General features: G+C 55.7%; 6 protein-coding genes. All 6 read left to right on the top strand.

The genetic code is table 11. From position 1 onward, the window contains the following. The first annotated feature begins 249 nt into the window (after positions 1–249). The 6 genes from BUB22_RS11535 to BUB22_RS11510 are packed head-to-tail and all read left to right on the top strand — an operon-like array spanning position 250 to position 17,678. Positions 250–6,816 carry a glycoside hydrolase family 9 protein gene (locus tag BUB22_RS11535; RefSeq protein WP_073115245.1) on the top strand — a complete coding sequence of 2,189 codons (6,567 nt, stop codon included), beginning with the start codon at positions 250–252 and terminating at the stop codon, positions 6,814–6,816. 57 nt (positions 6,817–6,873) lie between these two features. Further along, positions 6,874–12,696: a glycoside hydrolase family 9 protein gene (locus tag BUB22_RS11530; protein WP_073115278.1), complete on the top strand. Its 5,823-nt coding sequence runs from the start codon at positions 6,874–6,876 to the stop codon at positions 12,694–12,696. A gap of 21 nt (positions 12,697–12,717) precedes the next feature. After that, on the top strand, positions 12,718–15,081 hold the full coding sequence (locus tag BUB22_RS11525; protein WP_073115244.1) for a sensor histidine kinase: 2,364 nt from the start codon (positions 12,718–12,720) through the stop codon (positions 15,079–15,081). Then, a complete protein-coding gene (locus BUB22_RS11520; RefSeq protein WP_073115243.1) occupies positions 15,081–15,455 on the top strand; it encodes a response regulator transcription factor in 375 nt (124 codons plus the stop codon). Before BUB22_RS11525 ends, BUB22_RS11520 begins: the two co-directional genes overlap by 1 nt. Before the next feature lie 3 nt (positions 15,456–15,458). Then, the gene (locus BUB22_RS11515; RefSeq protein WP_254794738.1) at positions 15,459–16,922 is read left to right on the top strand and encodes a sigma-54-dependent transcriptional regulator; all 1,464 of its coding nucleotides are present in this window, start codon (positions 15,459–15,461) and stop codon (positions 16,920–16,922) included. Between the two features lie 24 nt (positions 16,923–16,946). Further along, entirely contained in the window at positions 16,947–17,678 is a 732-nt protein-coding gene (locus BUB22_RS11510; RefSeq protein WP_254794737.1) for a pseudouridine synthase, read from the top strand. The last annotated feature ends 33 nt before the right edge of the window (positions 17,679–17,711 follow it).

Raw genomic sequence — 17,711 nt, 5'->3', positions numbered from 1 at the left:
TTATCTTGAACTGAATTCATATTCTGAAATATATAAAAAAAAGCCCGAAAGTGTAGTTTTTTTTGATACGGATTTTACGGCCGACCTTAAAAAAGTCTATTTTCTATATGGGATGTTTTGCGCACTTCTTTAAGGGAGGGCTTTATGCCGCTATTACTTGTTCCAGTCCTTTTGCTGGTGTCGTTATGTTTTGCCGCTGTTGACCAAGAGCAACCGACACCTTATGATTTGATTAGACCGATTTGGCCCATGAAGTGGGATACTGCCGCGACCGACAATGGCGGTACCGTCGAAAGTTTCAGCAAGTACACGCCCAACCGCAAGAAGCACAATACCGTACCTAAAATCGGTTCGATGCCCCAGGACTTTGTGCCGAACGGGATTATCCCTGACTCGCTGAACCAGGCATATCGTGACGCCCAGAACCTGCGCATAGGCCGTATCCGCATCAACCAGGCGGGATACCTGCCCGAAGACCCTGAAAAGCAGTTCTACTATGTTTCTGCCGGGACCTGTGGCGAGAACTTCTCTGTCGTCGACCTGGATGGTAACGAAGTCTTTACAGGAGGAACTTTCACCAACACCGGCAAGTCGACCGGTTCGAGCTGGGATATCAAGGCGGGCACCGACGCCGCGACAAACGACCAGGGACGCTATACCGCCAGCGCCGAGGGCCCCACGGGCAAGGTATGTATCGGCAACCTGACCCAGGCAACGGGCCTCGAGATGAACACCCGCTACCGCGTAAAGGTGCTCAACCAGTATTCCGCTACATTTATTATTAGTGACAAGGTCTACTCGATGGTCCGCGACGCGACCCTCAAGTTCTACGGCATCAACCGTTCCGGCAACTCTGAATCCTGGTTCCACAAGCCGAGCCACACCAAGGACGGTGCAGGCAAGTTTGTAAAGGGTGTCGGCGCCGTTACCGGGTTCACCCCCAAGGAAGGCGCCCTGCAGGGCGGCTGGTACGACTGCGGTGACCACCTGAAGGAATCCCAGACCCAGGCCTACGCCTTCATGGTGCTCGCTGTAATGGCGGCTTCTAGCCCGGAACGCGACGAGGACCACTATGCCTACAACATGGGCGAAACCATCAATACCGACGGTATCCCCGACATTCTGCGCGAGGCAAAGCACGGTGCGGACTTCTTTATGCGCGCCTACACCTTCGCGAACGGAGTCATCGACAACATGGCGGTCTCCATCGGAAACTTCGGTGCGGACCACGGATGGTGGGGCCGACCCGAAAACCAGGACGCCCTCCCGACGACCTTGACCGGACGCGGCGGGCCGCACGAACGTGACATCCGCCTGGGCGAACTGGGTTCCAACATCTCGGGCCAGATTGCAGCGGGCCTCGCCATATTGAGCAAGGAATACGCGACATACGACAAGCCCTTCGCAGACAGCTGCCTTGTGGTTGCCGAGAAGATGTACGATTTCGCCAAGAACCTGAAACTCAAGGAAAAGAGCCTTGGCCCCGGAACCTACGACGGCGGAAAGGCCTACGTGCACAACACGATTGCCGACGGCTGGTCGAGTCCGGCCTACAACGGCAACAACGAATCTCACGACGACTTGGCCATTGCGGCTATCGCACTCCACTACGCCACCTACGAAAAGACCGGCAAGATGGACTACCTGAACGACGCCGTGGAAGATACGCAGATTGGCGTGCCCCAGGAAGCCTCGACCGGGTTCTTCCATGGCGGCTGGATGGCCTGGAACCGTGACGGCATGCGCAAGTCCAGCAAGAATACGAGTTGGGCGAACGCCTACACCTACACGCTGTACGGTTTCTACAAGATGCTCCTGAAGGACAAGGAAACCGGCCTCAAGTACGGCATCGACGACAAGACACGCCTAACCTACGCCGAAAACGTGGCCCTGATTCTCGGAACCAACATCAGTTACCTGAGCGGAAGCGGTTCCCAGAGCATTACTATCCCGACCCTGAACGGCCCGACCCCTGTTTCGTTCGGAGACCTGTGGTACAACATGCAGACCGACCAGACCTGGATTTACAACCGCTACCAGGCGGGCAATATCTTTGAAGTGCTCGCCTACTCCGACGTGACCAAGGACCTGGAAGGCATCAACCTGCCGCAGAAGGGCATGCAAAACTGGAACTCCGCCGCCATGAAGCAACTCGGTATAAACCAGCTCAACTACATGCTCGGCGTGAACCCCTGGGATGTTTCCTTCTTGCTGGGCGTGGGTGACAAGAACGACGCCCACCCGCACCACCGTGCATCGAACCCCGAAGGCAAGAACATGCCGGGCGCAGGCTACAAGTACAATCCGCCTACCGGCGCATTGTTCGGCGGCGTGACCCCGGGTACCGAGAACGCCTGGTCGCCCTCGACCCTCAGCTGGGAAGACTACCACCTCTCTGAAACCTGTATCGACGCTACGGCCATGTTCGTGGCATCGTGCGCCGTTGCCGTCCGTGAAGAGGACCGCAACCGCGCCCCCTCCCAGATTAACGTGGAAATCCGCTACGTGGGTTACGATTCCGCAATCGTGAAGGTGACGCAGGACATGCGCGGCCCCGCGATGATTCTCTACAGCACGAACGAGACCGGCCCGTTCAACATCCCCGCGAAGGATACCGTGAACGGCGTGAGCCACGAGATTCACCTGACCGGCCTGCAGAACGGCACCACCTACTACTTCAAGGTCATTGCGATTAACATCCGGAGCGAGGCGTATGCCACCAAGTGGCTCGTCGACAGCACTACGACCCCGTTCACGTTCACGACCCTCGTGAGCCCGCCGGCACCCGCCGACATCCAGAACGTGAAGGTTTGCAACCTGAGTTCCGACAGCGCCGAGATCATGTGGTACACCCCGAACGGCCAGTACGAATCCAAGGTCTACTGGGATACGACACTCACAAGCTACGACAAGATGACCTGCCCCGTATCGGGAACAGGCTCTTGCGACATCAACGGCAACGCCGACGTCTCGGGAATCCCGACCAGCTTCCACTACGTGAAGATTGGCAAGCTCAAGGAAAAGACGACATACTACTACTGCGTGGAAAGCAACGGCGTGCAGCGCTGTACCGACGACAACGGCATGCCGCTCAAGTTTACCACCCCCGTGACGCACTACGACTTCGACGTGAGCGTGTACCAGTACGAGTTCGGCGGGATGGACTTCTTGAACCTGAACCTCACCAACAACGAAGACCGCGCGTTCAACGAACTGACCCTGCGATTCTACGTGACCGCAAAACCCGAAGACATCGAGGCACAGCCCGGGCAGAACAACCAGCCGGGTACCTGCCCGCTGCTTGTGGACGAAGATATTTGCCAGGCCTACGACGAAGCGGGCTTCAACCGCCCCTGCGTGAACCAGGCCGGCGAAAGCGTAGACGACTCGCTGCGCTACTACCTGCGCCATGCAGTACCCGTAAAGCTTGAAGACACCTACAACCCGGCAACGGGCGAATACGACTGGTACATCCCGGTACCGCTGGGTGGCACGACCATCAAGTCGTCCTCGCGTATGCGTATCGACCTCGGGTTCTCGAGCGGTATCTACCAGAACAACATGTGCGAAACCCTGCGAACCCCCGCAAAGAAGCGCCTCGTGACCGGCGGTAATTCTCCCGACTGGTCGTGGGCGGCCCACAAGCGCGACGTGGACGGCGCCGACTACGAAGGCGTGCCCGCATGGGACAAGGACCAGGGCGACTTCGAACAGGCTCCCATCAACCCCTACATCGTAGTCTACCGCAAGGACGAGTTCATCTCCGGCTTCAGCCCCTCTTACAAGGAAATGACCACCAAGCGCGCCCACTACGACATGACCGTGGCATTTAACCCGCCGTTCAACGTGTCTAACGGGTCTTACGTGCAGATTGATTCCGCAAGGAGCACGATGTACCTCACGGGTACCGCCCTGATTTCGGAAAGCGGTTACGTGAACGCCATCTGGGTGAACGGCGTCGCCCTCTCGAAGGAACAGCTCACGAAGGCTGCGGTCTATAACTACGAGACCGGGCGATTCGACCTGAATATCCCGGCAAAGATGACTATCGGTACCAACAAGGTGGACGTGACCATATTCGCAGGCCCGAACCCCGAATGCGCCGAATGCCAGGAGAATGGCGGATGCGCGTTCGTGAACCGCACCTACTACGTACAGTTCAGCAAGGGCGACCGCACGCAGGGCAAGCTCCTGCTGGTACAGAAGGACGGCAGCTCGGTAACGAGCCCCGCCCCGATTGACGGTTCGCTCCAGTTCCAGATCCAGCTGCGCGACAAGGACAACAAGAACAACACGAACATGCCCGTGAAGCTGTTCAATTCCCGCACGGGCGATTCTACCGAAGTCATTCTGAGCCGCACCAACGACGCGCTGGGCTACTTTGAAGGCGAATGGCTCAAGGCATCGACGAGCGAAGCGGGTCTCCCCAATGTGAACTTCCTGGGTGGCGATACCATCTGGGTCAAGTATCAGGACCCTGCCGACGACGAGGAACGCGACTCCGTTTACTTCTACTCGCAGCCGACCCGACCCGACCCCAAGAAGGCGCTTATTGCTAGCGACGTGTGCACCATTACCGGCGATGCCGTCACGGAAAACACCCTGAGCATAGAATTCAGCGGAAGCCAGTTCGACGGAACCAGGAACATCCTGGACAGCGTCGAGGTAACGCTCACCTCCGCAAATTCTGCAGAAAGGTCGTTCATGCTGACTCCGGCCGCTCCGGTAGTCGGCGCTACGGCAACATTCACGTTCGCGGATTCCCTTGTCGGGCTTGCGAACCCGAAGGGCTTGGTAACTGTCTACATGCGTGAAGATGGCAAGCAGCAGATGTCGTCCGCCACCATTACCGACGCCGTCAAGCCCAAGCTCGTCAGCGTCTCTATTCTCGAAAACGAGAACCACGAGAACGAAAACGACACGCTCAAGGTTAGCTTCTCCGAACCCATCAACCTGCCTTCCAAGACAGAATGGCCGCTGACCGTCTATGACGGGACATCTGAAGTGGTGCAAGCCGGCATCCGCGTGATTTCGGCAACGACAAGCGACGAAGGCAAGAGCTGGATGTACGTGATTCAGGGAAATGCCGGTGGTAACTTGGTGAAGCCCGGTTTCCGTGCACAAATCGATGCCGCATTCAACGTGACCGACATGGCGACAAACACGCTCGCCACATGCGCTCCGGTAACCATCATCGAATCGAGCCGCCCCGTGCCCGTGCACTACGCGACCATAACCGACCTCGAAGGTGACGGCCAGCCCGATGAAATCTACATCGAGTTCGTGCGCGTGCTCAAGGACAAGAACATCCCCGACACGGTCGACGTGTACTGGGGCAACCCCTCTACATACGTACCGTTCGCAATCCCTGCCGGCGGTTGGGACATTACCACGGTCTATGGCGAAAAGACTCCTGTCGCCATTACGAAGCTGGATTCCGCAAACGGAACCTGGATAAAGGGAACCGCCAAGAAGACCTGCATCGACTTCAAGGACGACACGACCTACGTAACGCAGAAGGTCTACACCTACACCTACGTCGATGCCGAGGAAACCATCAAGGCCGACAGCACGCTCCTGAGGATAGATACCATCTCTACAACCGTATCGCAGAAGTGCGCACAGTACCAGACCACGCAGGATTCCACGTTCATTCCCAAGGTCGACACCCTCGGCTGGGATTCCGTGCAATCCGAACACAGCGCGTTCACGATTAAGATTCAGGGAGACCTGTTCAAGAACATGACCTACGGATCTAGCGGCGGCAACGGAGCAATCCTCCCCCGCAAGGGACCGATCGAGAGCCTGCTCGATGCCACGAACGCGACACTCATCGACAAGTGCCCGCCCATCATCGTGAAGGCGACAAAGACCTCTGCCGGCGCTTACGAGTTCCTCGAAGCGACCATGTCCGAACCGCTCGTTGTCATCGACAATCCGGCGCTGGAATACATCGAACGCAAGCGCAGCTCGCAGGAAGGCATCTACCTGAAGCCGCTCTCCGTATCGACAAAGCAGGACGTGAAGGAAAACTTCGGTTACACCGAGGAATCCGAAGGCGCTGTACGCATTGGCGACTATATCAGGCTCGTGCCCATCAAGGAACTTTCGCGCTACAAGGACAAGGCGGGTAACTTCCCCACCATAAACAACCCGTGGGTTATCGTCTCTGGCGCCACCGCCGAAAAGACAAAGTTCAAGGTCACGCTCGCAAGCGATGTTACCAAGCCGCCTCGTGAAGTTCCGTATATGGGAACCGCCGTAAGCGAAAACGAAATATTCCGTGCGACCATCATGAACCCGAACGGGACAGAGCTGCTCACGAAGCTTGTTGACGGAACCGTTATCCCGACAACAACCGTACTCGACACGAATTCCTACAAGCACGCCGGCCCGCAGTTTATCGTGGATATCACGATGCCTTCGGCCCTGCAGACCGACGACTTCGGGAAGCCCATCTTCGATTTCGTCATCCGGTTCACGATGAACGTCTACGACAACCTCGGGCAGTTTATCGCCAAGCAGGATATCCGCATGAACATGAAGGATATCGGCTACGACAAGATTACGGAAGACGGTGTATTGAAGCTGAACCTCGAATGGATGGCACCGGATGGTTCCCCCGCAAGCAAGAGCGGCAAGAAACTCGGCACGGGTGCCTACATCGCGAAGTTCGATTTCGATGCGAAGGCGACATACGTCGCCGACGAACCGACAACCAACGAAGACGGAAGCACGTCTTACAAGAAGGGTGATGTTATCAAGACGACGGACAACACCACGAAGACCTTCGGGTTCAAGCGTGCGAAGAAATAGACTGGATACAAGTTTTTTGATGAAGTTATTTAAGAAGGAATGTTGAAATTGAAGTACTTGAAAAGATTGTTCGCTATTTCGTTCATCTTGGGAGAAGTGCTGTGCGTGAACGCCATGGCACAACTCCCGGAAATCGACCGCACCTGCAAGGATTGCGACCGCAGGTACCTCGACTCGTTGAACGTGTACAACCGCAGGCCCATCCGCGTGAACCAAGCGGGTTTTAGGCCGCAGGACAACAAGTACGCCTATGTGGCCGACCCGACGGACATGACGTTCAAGGTGGTCGATGCGAATACGAAGCAGGTCATCGACGTGGGGAACTCAAACCTCACGCTTATCGATGCCGCAGCACCGAAGCCGAATATATGGGTGAACGGCGCGTTCAACTCGCTCGACGCGCTCTATGAATTCGGTAGCAAGGATTCCACAAGCAGAAATACAGAAAAGCTCTACAAGGCAGACTTCACGAACCTGACCGCCATCGGCGAATACTTCATCGTGAACGGGCACGATACCTCGGCCACGTTCCACGTGCACCCCTCCATATTCAACGCCGTGCTCGAAAACTCGCTCAAGTTCTTCGGTATCCAGCGCTGCGGCAACACGGATTCGCACCTGCACGCCCCCTGCCACCTGAAGGACGGTTCCGAAATCGGGCACGACCTCACCGGCGGATGGCACGACTGCGGTGACCACTTCAAGGTTTCCGAAACGCTCAGCTATACGGCCTATGCACTTGCGATGACCTACCTCGTGTACCAGGACAAGGCAGAAGACCGCTATGGACATTCCTACGACGACACAATCCCGGACGGCTACCCCGACATTCTGTACGAAGCCAAGATCGGTGCCGACTACATCTACAAGCTCTACAAGGCATCGAAGGAAGACGGCCTTATCGCCCAGCACGATATGTACCATTCCATCGCCGTCGGCAGCGAAGACCACCAGTTCTGGGATGTGCCCGAAAAGCAGGATGCGCAACCCCAGTCAAAGGGCGGTCCGGACCGTCACGTGGCCAAGGGAGCGGGAACAAACTCGGGCGTATTCGCTGCAGCACTTGCATACTTCGCCATGGGCTGGTACCCGTACGACCCGGTATATGCCGACTCGCTTATCGAGGCTGCCAAGGACATCTACAAGAACGTGCTGAAACCGCAGACCTACGGCTACGGCGGACACTACACCAACACGGATGAATTGGGAGACTTCTACCTGGGCGGCACTAGCGAAACGAACATGATTGACGACGCCGCCGCTGCCGCACTCGCCCTGTGGTTCGCCACTGCAGATACCTCTTACCAGTTCGACCTGTACAAAGACCTGAAAATCAACGACAACTCCACGAACTACAGCTACAACAACGAACCCGATGATGCGGGCCCGTACTTCAAGGGCGGATTCCTCGGACTCAAAAGTGGCTTTACTCCAGGTGGATGGGCAACAGACTTCGAGAACATCCATTCCTACGTACTCTTCTCGTTCGTGAAACTCATCCTGAAGGACAAGGAAACCGCGCAATACTACAACGTGGGCGAACTGGAACGCGATACGCTCATACAGCGCGCCACGAACTGCCTGCGCCGCCTTACCGACGACGGCTCGCAGGGTTCAAACCTCATCTACAAGAATCGCTTCGGGCAGGTTACCTCCGACGGGCCGTATAACCTCGTATGGACTTCGAGCGCCTGGGGTTTCAACCGCTACAACATGGGTGCAGCAAACGCCATCTTCATGCTTTCTGAGCTCTTGCCCCCGGGTGCAGAAAAGGAAGCCTACAAGAATTTGGCCCTCGACAACATCTACTACAACCTGGGTGCAAACCCGTGGGATATTTCCTTCTTGATGGGCGTGGGCGACAAGAACTCGAACCACCCGCATAACCGCGCGGCCAACCCGGATGGCTACAATGCAGGCGGCATGCCATACAAGTACCAATGCCCGCGCGGCGCCCTCATGGGCGGTGCGGCACCTACCGCAGTATTGCTCGAAGACTGGAGCGACTATACCGCAACGGAAACCTGTATCGACTTCTCAGTACAACTTCTGATTCCGGCACAAAGCTTTGCAGAAACGCTCCCTATCGACAACGAAGGCCCGCTATTCAGCAACATCGCAGGCACCCCGATTTCGGATACCGAGGCAATCGTAAGCTGGGATGCCAACGAAGTCGCACTCGTGACCGTTTTCTACGCAGAATCGCCTGATGAATCCGCGACGCTTTCCGTACAGCAGACGACAGCATCGAAGGGCGGTGCAGTGACACTCACTGGCCTCACCCCGAACAAGACATACTACTTCTTCCTCGAGGGCATGGACACGAAGCATAACCTCACGACCGACAACAATCACGGTCAGTGGTACCAGTTCACCATGACCCCCAAGATGACAACGATAAGCGGAGTCACCATCTGCCAGGTGGACAACCGTAGCGCAAAGATATACTGGTGGTCTAGCGACCGCATGAACGGCGTCGTGAACTACGGTACATCTCCTAGTTCATATACGCAAGCACAGGCCGCAGAAGGCGGAGCGGTACTCTTCCACGAGGCAAAGCTCACCGATCTCAAACCGGGAACCACGTATTACTTTACCGTATCTTCGGGTGCGGCAAAATCCGAGGAATACAGTTTTACCACCGAAGCCTACGCGACATACGCCGATCTGGACGTGTGGATCAAGCCCAGCGCCTACCAGAACACGACAAACTGCTCGCCTTCCAACGGATGGCAGAAATGCGGCGACTTCATTATCGAAATCGACAACAACGATACGCTTGTGTTCGAGGATTTCGAACTCCGCCTGTACCTGGGCAACAACATAGGCACAGAAACGCCCGTCAGCTACATCGGTCAGGTTTTCGATGGAACCGGTCTCGTGGTCGGGATGCCGCAACTCACCTTCGGGCAGCCTACTGCAGATGGCGTGGGGCAGTACTACATGCCCATCACCGTCAAGAGCAAGCTATACGTTTCGGGCAGAATCATCTTCCAGGTCAAGTGGCTCAACACGACGTATGCAAGTTTCGATACGCACGCCTGGTCGCTCACCGCACACACGGGCGAAAACGCTCCCGAAGATTTCAACGGTGTAGACCTCACGCAGGCGCCGTACTTCACCGGTTCCGAAACTTCACAGCTCGAAACAAACTCGCAGGGTGTGAAGGTCGTAGGCTTCACGCGTGACCCGTACATCCCGGTTTACTACCACGGCAAGCATATTTACGGCTACGGTGCAGACTACACTCCCGAAACAGGACCGCAGATCCACCGCACCGTCACAATCAACTTCGAAACGCCTTTTACAAGCCCGCACTACTCGCTCGAACAGGAAGGCTACGATGCCCGTTACAGCGGCACCAGCAGGGTATCCCCGATGGGCATGCTAGACGATTTCGAAATGAACGGAACTTCCTACTTCGAACACACCATGTACATGCCCGATACCCGCAAGGACTCCATCATCTTCCTGCTTGACACCACGCTTTCTTACGGCAACAACTACATGGAATGGGTCAGCTGGCACAACCATGGTGCGAACCAGAACGCAGAAAACAAGTATGATTGCGCCTGCACCGTGGTCCGCAGCAACGTGGAAGTCGACTCCATCACGATTCCGCCCGAAATTCGTTACCTCAAGTTCACCGTCGATACGGTGCGCGTCTATACGGGCAGGATGGTCGAAGTCCACCTGGAACTACTCGATTCGAACCTCGAAATCCTGAAGATTGACCCCATCAGCGTGCTGCTCACTTCTGAATCCGGCTTCGCGAAGTTCTACACTTCGCCCACGTCCACAACCCCGGTCGAGCACATCGACATCATCAAGGGCGAGGCAGTGTTCTACCTATCCTCCGACAAGCCGACCACCACAATCTTGAAGGCCCTCGGAAACAACACGTCCAAGTTCAACTACATCCCGGCAACGGTTCCGCTTATCATCGAGGACCTGCCACCCTGGCCGATTATCGACAACGCCCTCATGGTCGATACCGACTGCGACGACATTCCCGATGCCATGCAGATTACGCTATCCAACGAATACATCGCAGCAGACAACCAGTCGTTCAACTCCATCAAGTTTACCTACGCTGGCGATACTGTCACGAGCACAAACCTGATTTCGCAGAGCGGCAGGGACATTGTCGTGGGTGCAAACCTCACGGGCGCCACCGTGAACACGAACCCCGAAGGAAGCATCACGCTTGTAAGCAACACGAAGGATGGCAAGAAGGAATCCGCCGACTTCTACAAGGATGGCATTCCGCCTAATCTCGTGTCCGTTTCTGTACTCGAAAGGCTTTCTACCGCAACAAGCGACTTCGTTTATATCCAGTTCAGCGAACCCGTGAAGGAACCTTCGCCGGAATGGCCGCTCATGATTGACGGGGCCAATATTCCTGCACACGTGAAGGGCGTAAAGCTCTACAACGAGGCGCAGAATATCTGGGAATTCGAAATCGACTTCGACGCAGGCGGAGGCTCGCTCGTTACCGAAGGCATGAAGGCTTCGCTCTCGCCCACGGCAACTATCAAGGACCTCGCAGGTAACGGCATTGGCCCCTGCGCCCCGAAGGTGGTAGATGTCGTGCTGAAGATTCGCCCGATTCCGATGACATACGCAAGCATTAGCGACAAGGACGAAGACGGCCTTGCAGAACATATCGAAATCCAGTTCCTGCAGGCGGTAGACGCAAAGCACTATCCGGATTCCATCTCGATTGTCTTCGGTAGCTCCACTCCCGAAACGCTCACCGTGCGCAAGGCCCAGTTCATGCTGAACGCCGACCAGATGTCGAGTTCGTTCGACCTGCCGGAACCGTTTATGCTGGGCAACACGAACGGCAGTTACGAAGACACCCTAAACGGCAAACTCCTCGTGGGTGCGGGCCTCGTGATAGAACATCTCGGTACCGGAGCCGCCTACGAAACGGCAACAGTACTTGCAGAAGACCTCGCCGGCCCCGTGTTCGTATCGGCAGGCCTGAACTCTGCAAACTACGAGGTGCTCAACGTGTACCTGAGCGAGCCCGTCACAACCGTCGATTCGACGGCGATTCTCTACGTGCGCGAGCGCAACCTCATGAACATATCCAAGATAGACCTTATAGGTTGGAGCCTGAGCAACGGCGGGACAACCCTCAATGCGCTGTTTACCTCCGACGCGGCATCGGCCGTCATGGAAGGCGACCGCATCAATCTTGCCCCGAAAACAGCGAGCGCGTTCATGGACAAGAACGGCAACCGCCCGGCAGAGAACAACCCGAAGGTCACTATCGGCGGCGAGGGCAACCCGAAAATCAAGTTCGATATCCATCTCGCAAGCCAGGTAACGACAGTTTCTGCCGCAACGCCGTCGCTTATCCCGAGCAAGAAGACGATAAACGTCTACGTGGTGAACCCGGCGACCCACAAGCTTGACCGCATCGAAGACGGTGCAGTTGTGCAGACGGGTATCGACACGCTGGTAACGCCGCTTACGGGAGCCGTATGGACCATGGACCTCACCGTACCGCGTGGCGGCCCGCTGAGCCAGCCGGCCTACTGGAGAAGCCTCAAGGTGAAGTACAGCATACCCATATACTCGAACCTAGGCAACTTCGTGAACCGTGCCTCGGGCACATTCACCGTAGATTCTGACGTTTACTACTCGGCGAACAACAAGGTGACGTTCTTTGTGGAATGGGTGAACGCCCCCAATGGAGGTATCCGCTCACAGCAAGGCAGGGCCGTGGGCACGGGAGCCTACATCTACAAGGCTGAACTGGAATGCAAGTTCTACCCGAACCCCAACCAGGACGAGAAAAACAGGGAACGTTTCAACACGTCGAATTCTTACGATAAGACTGAGACCTTCGGCATACGCCGACTCAAGTAACAACTATCGGTGGGATAGCCTTTGCACGAGATTCTCTTTACAAATTCACCCATTACGATTATCTTTTCGGCAACGGCTCTCCTGCTGACGTTCGCCTTCCCCACCATATTGGGGCAAAAGACCGGACTCAAGCGCTTCCCGAAGGCAATCTACCAGTTGATGCTCATCTGCATCTTCTGGAACACCACAAGCTTTGTGGGCAGCATTTTCTTTAGCGGTCCCAACATCAACCTCGCCGCGAAGATTCTGTTTGGCGTGCAGGCGCTGGCATGGGTGCAGGCGGGCAACGCCATCTACCATATCTGCGAAGATTCCCTCAAGTTGCGCCGTTCCAACTTCTGGCGGCTCTTGAACGCGCTGGGGGCAGCAAACGTCATTGCGGTAACAACCATTTTCTGCCTCAACGAATCGTTCTTCACGCAATTCACGATTCTCGGGATCAGGCCTTTCCAGGAATTCCCGTACTTCAAGGTCTATTCCATCCTGTTCTTTATCTTCGTTGTACCGAACCTGGTCCTTACCATATTCAAGCTGACACGAAACACCCTGCAAACAAGCAGCAAGGATGTCATGCAAATCAACTTTTACGCGACAACCAGTTTCACGTTCTTCGTGCTGTTCTCTTTTTTACTGGACTACGTGCTTCCCGTTTCGTGCAGTTTCAACGTCAACGGCAATCCCCCCGTATTCTTGCAGTTCCACCAGTATTCGTGCATATTCCTCGCCATCCTTTGCGGGCAGTACTTCACATCCATTTCATTCAAGAACAAGAGTTCGAACTGGCTCATGAAAAGCCTAATGAACCAACTGAGCGACTGCGCTTTCACCTTCCAGCCCGACGGGAGGATAAACAGCAGCAACTCAGCAGCACAGCTCCTGTTCCGCATGTCGGAATCCGAAATGAAAATGCACCGCATCCAGGACCTGATTCCGAACATTCTCCTGGAAAACGAAATCTTCCGCGAGAACGAAAAAATCCAGATTAACGACGAAATCCACACCTTCAACGTTTCCCTGTACAAATACCGTACCACGCTTTCGACGTTCATGTGGTTCCTGCTATTGAGCGACCAGACAAAATCGCTTTTCTACCAGCAGCGCATCAAGACGCTGAACAGCCAGTTCACGGAATACAAGAAGGACCTCACCCGCTACCAGGACCGTCTCGACTGTTCCGAGAAGAAATTCAAGGAACAGAACAACTTCAGTTCGACCCTCATCAACGCGCTCCCGTTCCAGTTTTGGTCAAAAAACGAGCAGGGCGTTTACATGACACAGAACATTATGGACATCAGGTCCCGCGGGAACCTCATCCAGACGACCGATTCGCCGGGCAAGATTTCTTACGGTGAAATGCAGGCCAGGAACAACGGGCTTTCGAACATACACACCAGCTACGAGAACGAGCGCCACGAAGAAATTTCCGAAGAAGAAGCGAACATACTTATCCGCGAGAACAAGCCGGCATTCATTTACAACGTGCAGTTCATCCCGATTGTCGCAGGGCAAAAGCCGTACAAGATTATCGGGCTAAAGCAGGACATGACCGAGCAGAAGCGGCTTGAACGCGAACGAGACATGCTGAGCGAACAGAAGCGAATCCACTCGAGGCTCGAGGACCTGGGAACCATGCTCGGAGGCTTTGCGCACGACTACAAGAACAGTATCGGAGCCCAGATTGGTTTCTGTGAATTAGCACAGGAACTCCTCAAGAACGCTCCGACAGACGATGTTCCCGAAAAAACGCTAAAGGGCATAAACAAGGCAAGCGAGCTCATCGCCGAAGCGCACAAGGCCGCAAACAAGGCAAAGGATTCCGTGAACCAGGTGCTGAGCGCCATCCGGAACGAGACATCCATCGCCCCGAAGCCCGTACAGTTCTCGCCGTTCCTCATCATCGAGGACGTCATCAAAAAACTTTCGCTCACGCTCCCCACGAACGTCCACATTTCGGCAGACAACCTGGACCACGAGCTGCAAATCGTGTGCCTGCCCGCGGCACTCGACCGCATTTTGAGCAACCTGGCGAACAACGCCATTTTCGCCATGAAGGAGACCGGCGGCACCCTCACGTTCGCGCTCGAGCGCGAAGAGGTCAAGCGCAAGATTACGCACCCCTTCTCGGACCCCATCGAAAAGGGAGTTTATGCGAAATTCACGATTGCCGACACGGGCTCGGGTATGGATTCCAACACGCTGGAACGCATCTTTTCGCCGTTCTTCACAACAAAATCGCCCGGCGAAGGGCTCGGGCTCGGGCTTTCTTCGGCGCTTAGGTTGTTAAAAGACGGCAATGGGCGTTTCACTGTGACCACCACCCTCGGCAAGGGCACGAAATTTAATCTATATTGGAATCTAGCAAACGAAAAAACGGAGGATGCGTAATGTCCACCATCTTGATTATCGACGATGACGAGCTGTTTAACCAGATGATGAAAACCGCTCTCGAGGTTAAAGGGTACGAAGTAGAAACCGCAAGCAACGGTAAGGAAGCGAAGGCCCTGTACCAGAACAAAAAGTACGATGTCATCGTGACCGACATCATTATGCCCGACGTGGACGGCTACGAGGTCATTCTGGACCTGCGCCGCATGGGCATGAGTGACCGCACCATCGCCGTGAGTGCCGGCGGACGTACTGCTGCAGATGACTACCTGCTCACCGCCAAGCATTTCGACGTGGCATGCACGTTCAACAAGCCCATCGACATCCAGCAGTTCCGCGACAAGGTCGAAGAAATCATCAAAAGCCACCAGTAATCCATGCCGATGAACATCCTGATTGCTGATTCCGACAAGGAGTTTATCAGCGACATTCGACGTTCCTGGAACCTGGACGACACGGAGATTATCCTCTGTGACGACAAGGACAATTTGATGCCACTGGTAAAGAACGACCCGATAGACCTCGCGTTTATCGAGGTTCCGCTCCTTACCTTCGACAACATGGACTTGGTCAGTTTTCTCAAGGAGAAAAATCCCGGCATAGAGATTTTTGTCCTGTGCGACAACAAGAACTGGCCCGGCGCCACGAGCGCCATCAACCGCGGTGCAAACAGCTTCCTCATGAAGCCGACCACCGTGAACCAGCTGGAAGAGACGGCAAAGAAAATCCAGACCCTCCAGCAGAACAAGTCCACGCACCAGCTCATGGAATCGCAGGTGCTGGACAGTCTCCTGGGCGATACGCCCGAGATGCGGAAGATTCTCAAGACAGTCTACAAGATTGCCCCCACCACGAGTACCGTGCTCATTACCGGCGAATCCGGTTCGGGCAAGGAATTCCTCGCAAACGTGATCCACCGCTACAGCAAGCGGGCGGGCGAACCGTTTATTGCGGTCAACTGCGGGGCTATTCCCGAAAACCTGGTCGAAAGCGAACTCTTCGGCGCAAAGAAGGGGTCGTACACCGGGTCCACCGCCGACAAGAAGGGCCTGTTCGAGGCCGCAAACGGCGGCACGCTGTTCCTTGACGAAGTGGGCGAACTTTCTGCCGCAACGCAGGTAAAGCTCTTGCGCTTTTTGCAGAATCACGAGATACGCCGCGTGGGCGAGACCGAGGCGCGCTACCTCGACATCCGCATCATTGCGGCTACCAACCGCGACCTGCAGGCATCGATGCTCGAAGGTTCGTTCCGCGAAGACCTCTTTTACCGACTGAACACGTTCCACCTCACGCTCCCGCCGCTCCGCGAGCGCAAGCCCGTGATACCCACGCTTATCCGCTACTTCATCCTCAAGTACAAGGAAGCGCACGGCAAGAACATTACCGATATAGAACAGGCAGCCCAGTACGCGCTGACCAAGTACCACTATCCGGGCAACATCCGTGAACTCGAGAACATCGTGGAACACGCGATTGTGCTTTCGGAAGGCGGAATTATCCGGCTCGAAGACCTGCCCGAAAACGTGCAGGAAGAGGCCCGCGAAAAGATGCCCGCCATCCCGCACATCAAGGACGGGAACGGGAAAACGCTCGCGCTCCCCGCAGGCGAAAGCGCGCCCGCAATCCATATCCAGGGTGGCGATACGCAGGGCAGCCACGACACAGATGCAGGCGAAGAAATCCTCTCGCTCGAAGAGGTGGAACGCAGGCACATACTGCATGCGCTGAGCGTGTGCAAGAACAACAAGACCGAAGTCTGCCGCAAGCTCGGCATTAGCCGCGCCACACTCTGGAGAAAACTCAAGGAACTGCAAATCCAGATGGACGGCGAAGAAGACTAGGACGCACCTCACGGATATTTTACCATGATGCGAATAAACAAGTTTATTTCCCTGTGCGGTATAGCAAGCAGGCGCGCAGCCGACACGCTCGTGCAGGAAGGCCGCGTGCAGGTGAACGGCTCTACCGTAAAAGACATGGGCCACCAGGTAGACGAGAATACGGACGAGGTTCTCGTGGACGGGAAGAAGGCGACGCTCCCGAAGAAGACGAAGGTCATCATGTTCCACAAACCCGCGGGTTGCGTGTGCACGAAAGATGACCCGCAGGGGCGACGCACCGTATATGACTACCTGCCGCCGGGGTATGCCTCCTTCAAGTACGTGGGAAGGCTTGACCTGCAGAGCCGCGGGCTATTGCTGTTTACCGATGACGGGGAACTGCTGCACCGGCTGACGCACCCGAGTTTTGAAATCCCCCGCAGTTACTATGTGTGGACGACGCGCCCGCTGAGCGATGCCGCCGCGCAGAAACTCGTAGACGGCGTAGACATCCGTGACCCCGAAGACCCGAACGCACAAGAAGAAATCGCGTTTGCGACCGACGTGTATCTTGAAAACGGGTTTGCGGAACTCGTGCTTATCGAGGGCAAGAACCGCGAAATCCGCCGCATGATGCGCGCCATCGGGTATGAGATTCGCGACCTCAAGCGCGTAAGCTACTGCAAGCTCCAGCTGGGCGACTTGCCCGCAGGCGAGTTCCGCGAGCTCACCGCCGACGAGATGAACAAGCTCAGGCAAGCAGTACATCTTAGGTAATTATGAATTATGAATTCAGAATTCGGAATTGTA

The sequence above is a fragment of the Fibrobacter sp. UWCM genome (genome assembly GCF_900129735.1).
Lineage (GTDB): Bacteria > Fibrobacterota > Fibrobacteria > Fibrobacterales > Fibrobacteraceae > Fibrobacter.
This window is presented reverse-complemented; position numbering and strand designations above follow the sequence as displayed.

Excerpts from the sequence above, each read along its gene's own strand:
- BUB22_RS11535 (WP_073115245.1), top strand. The coding sequence starts at position 250 with ATGAAGTGGGATACTGCCGCGACCGACAATGGCGGTACCGTCGAAAGT.
- BUB22_RS11520 (WP_073115243.1), top strand. The coding sequence starts at position 15,081 with ATGTCCACCATCTTGATTATCGACGATGACGAGCTGTTTAACCAGATG.
- BUB22_RS11515 (WP_254794738.1), top strand. The coding sequence starts at position 15,459 with ATGCCGATGAACATCCTGATTGCTGATTCCGACAAGGAGTTTATCAGC.
- BUB22_RS11510 (WP_254794737.1), top strand. The coding sequence starts at position 16,947 with ATGATGCGAATAAACAAGTTTATTTCCCTGTGCGGTATAGCAAGCAGG.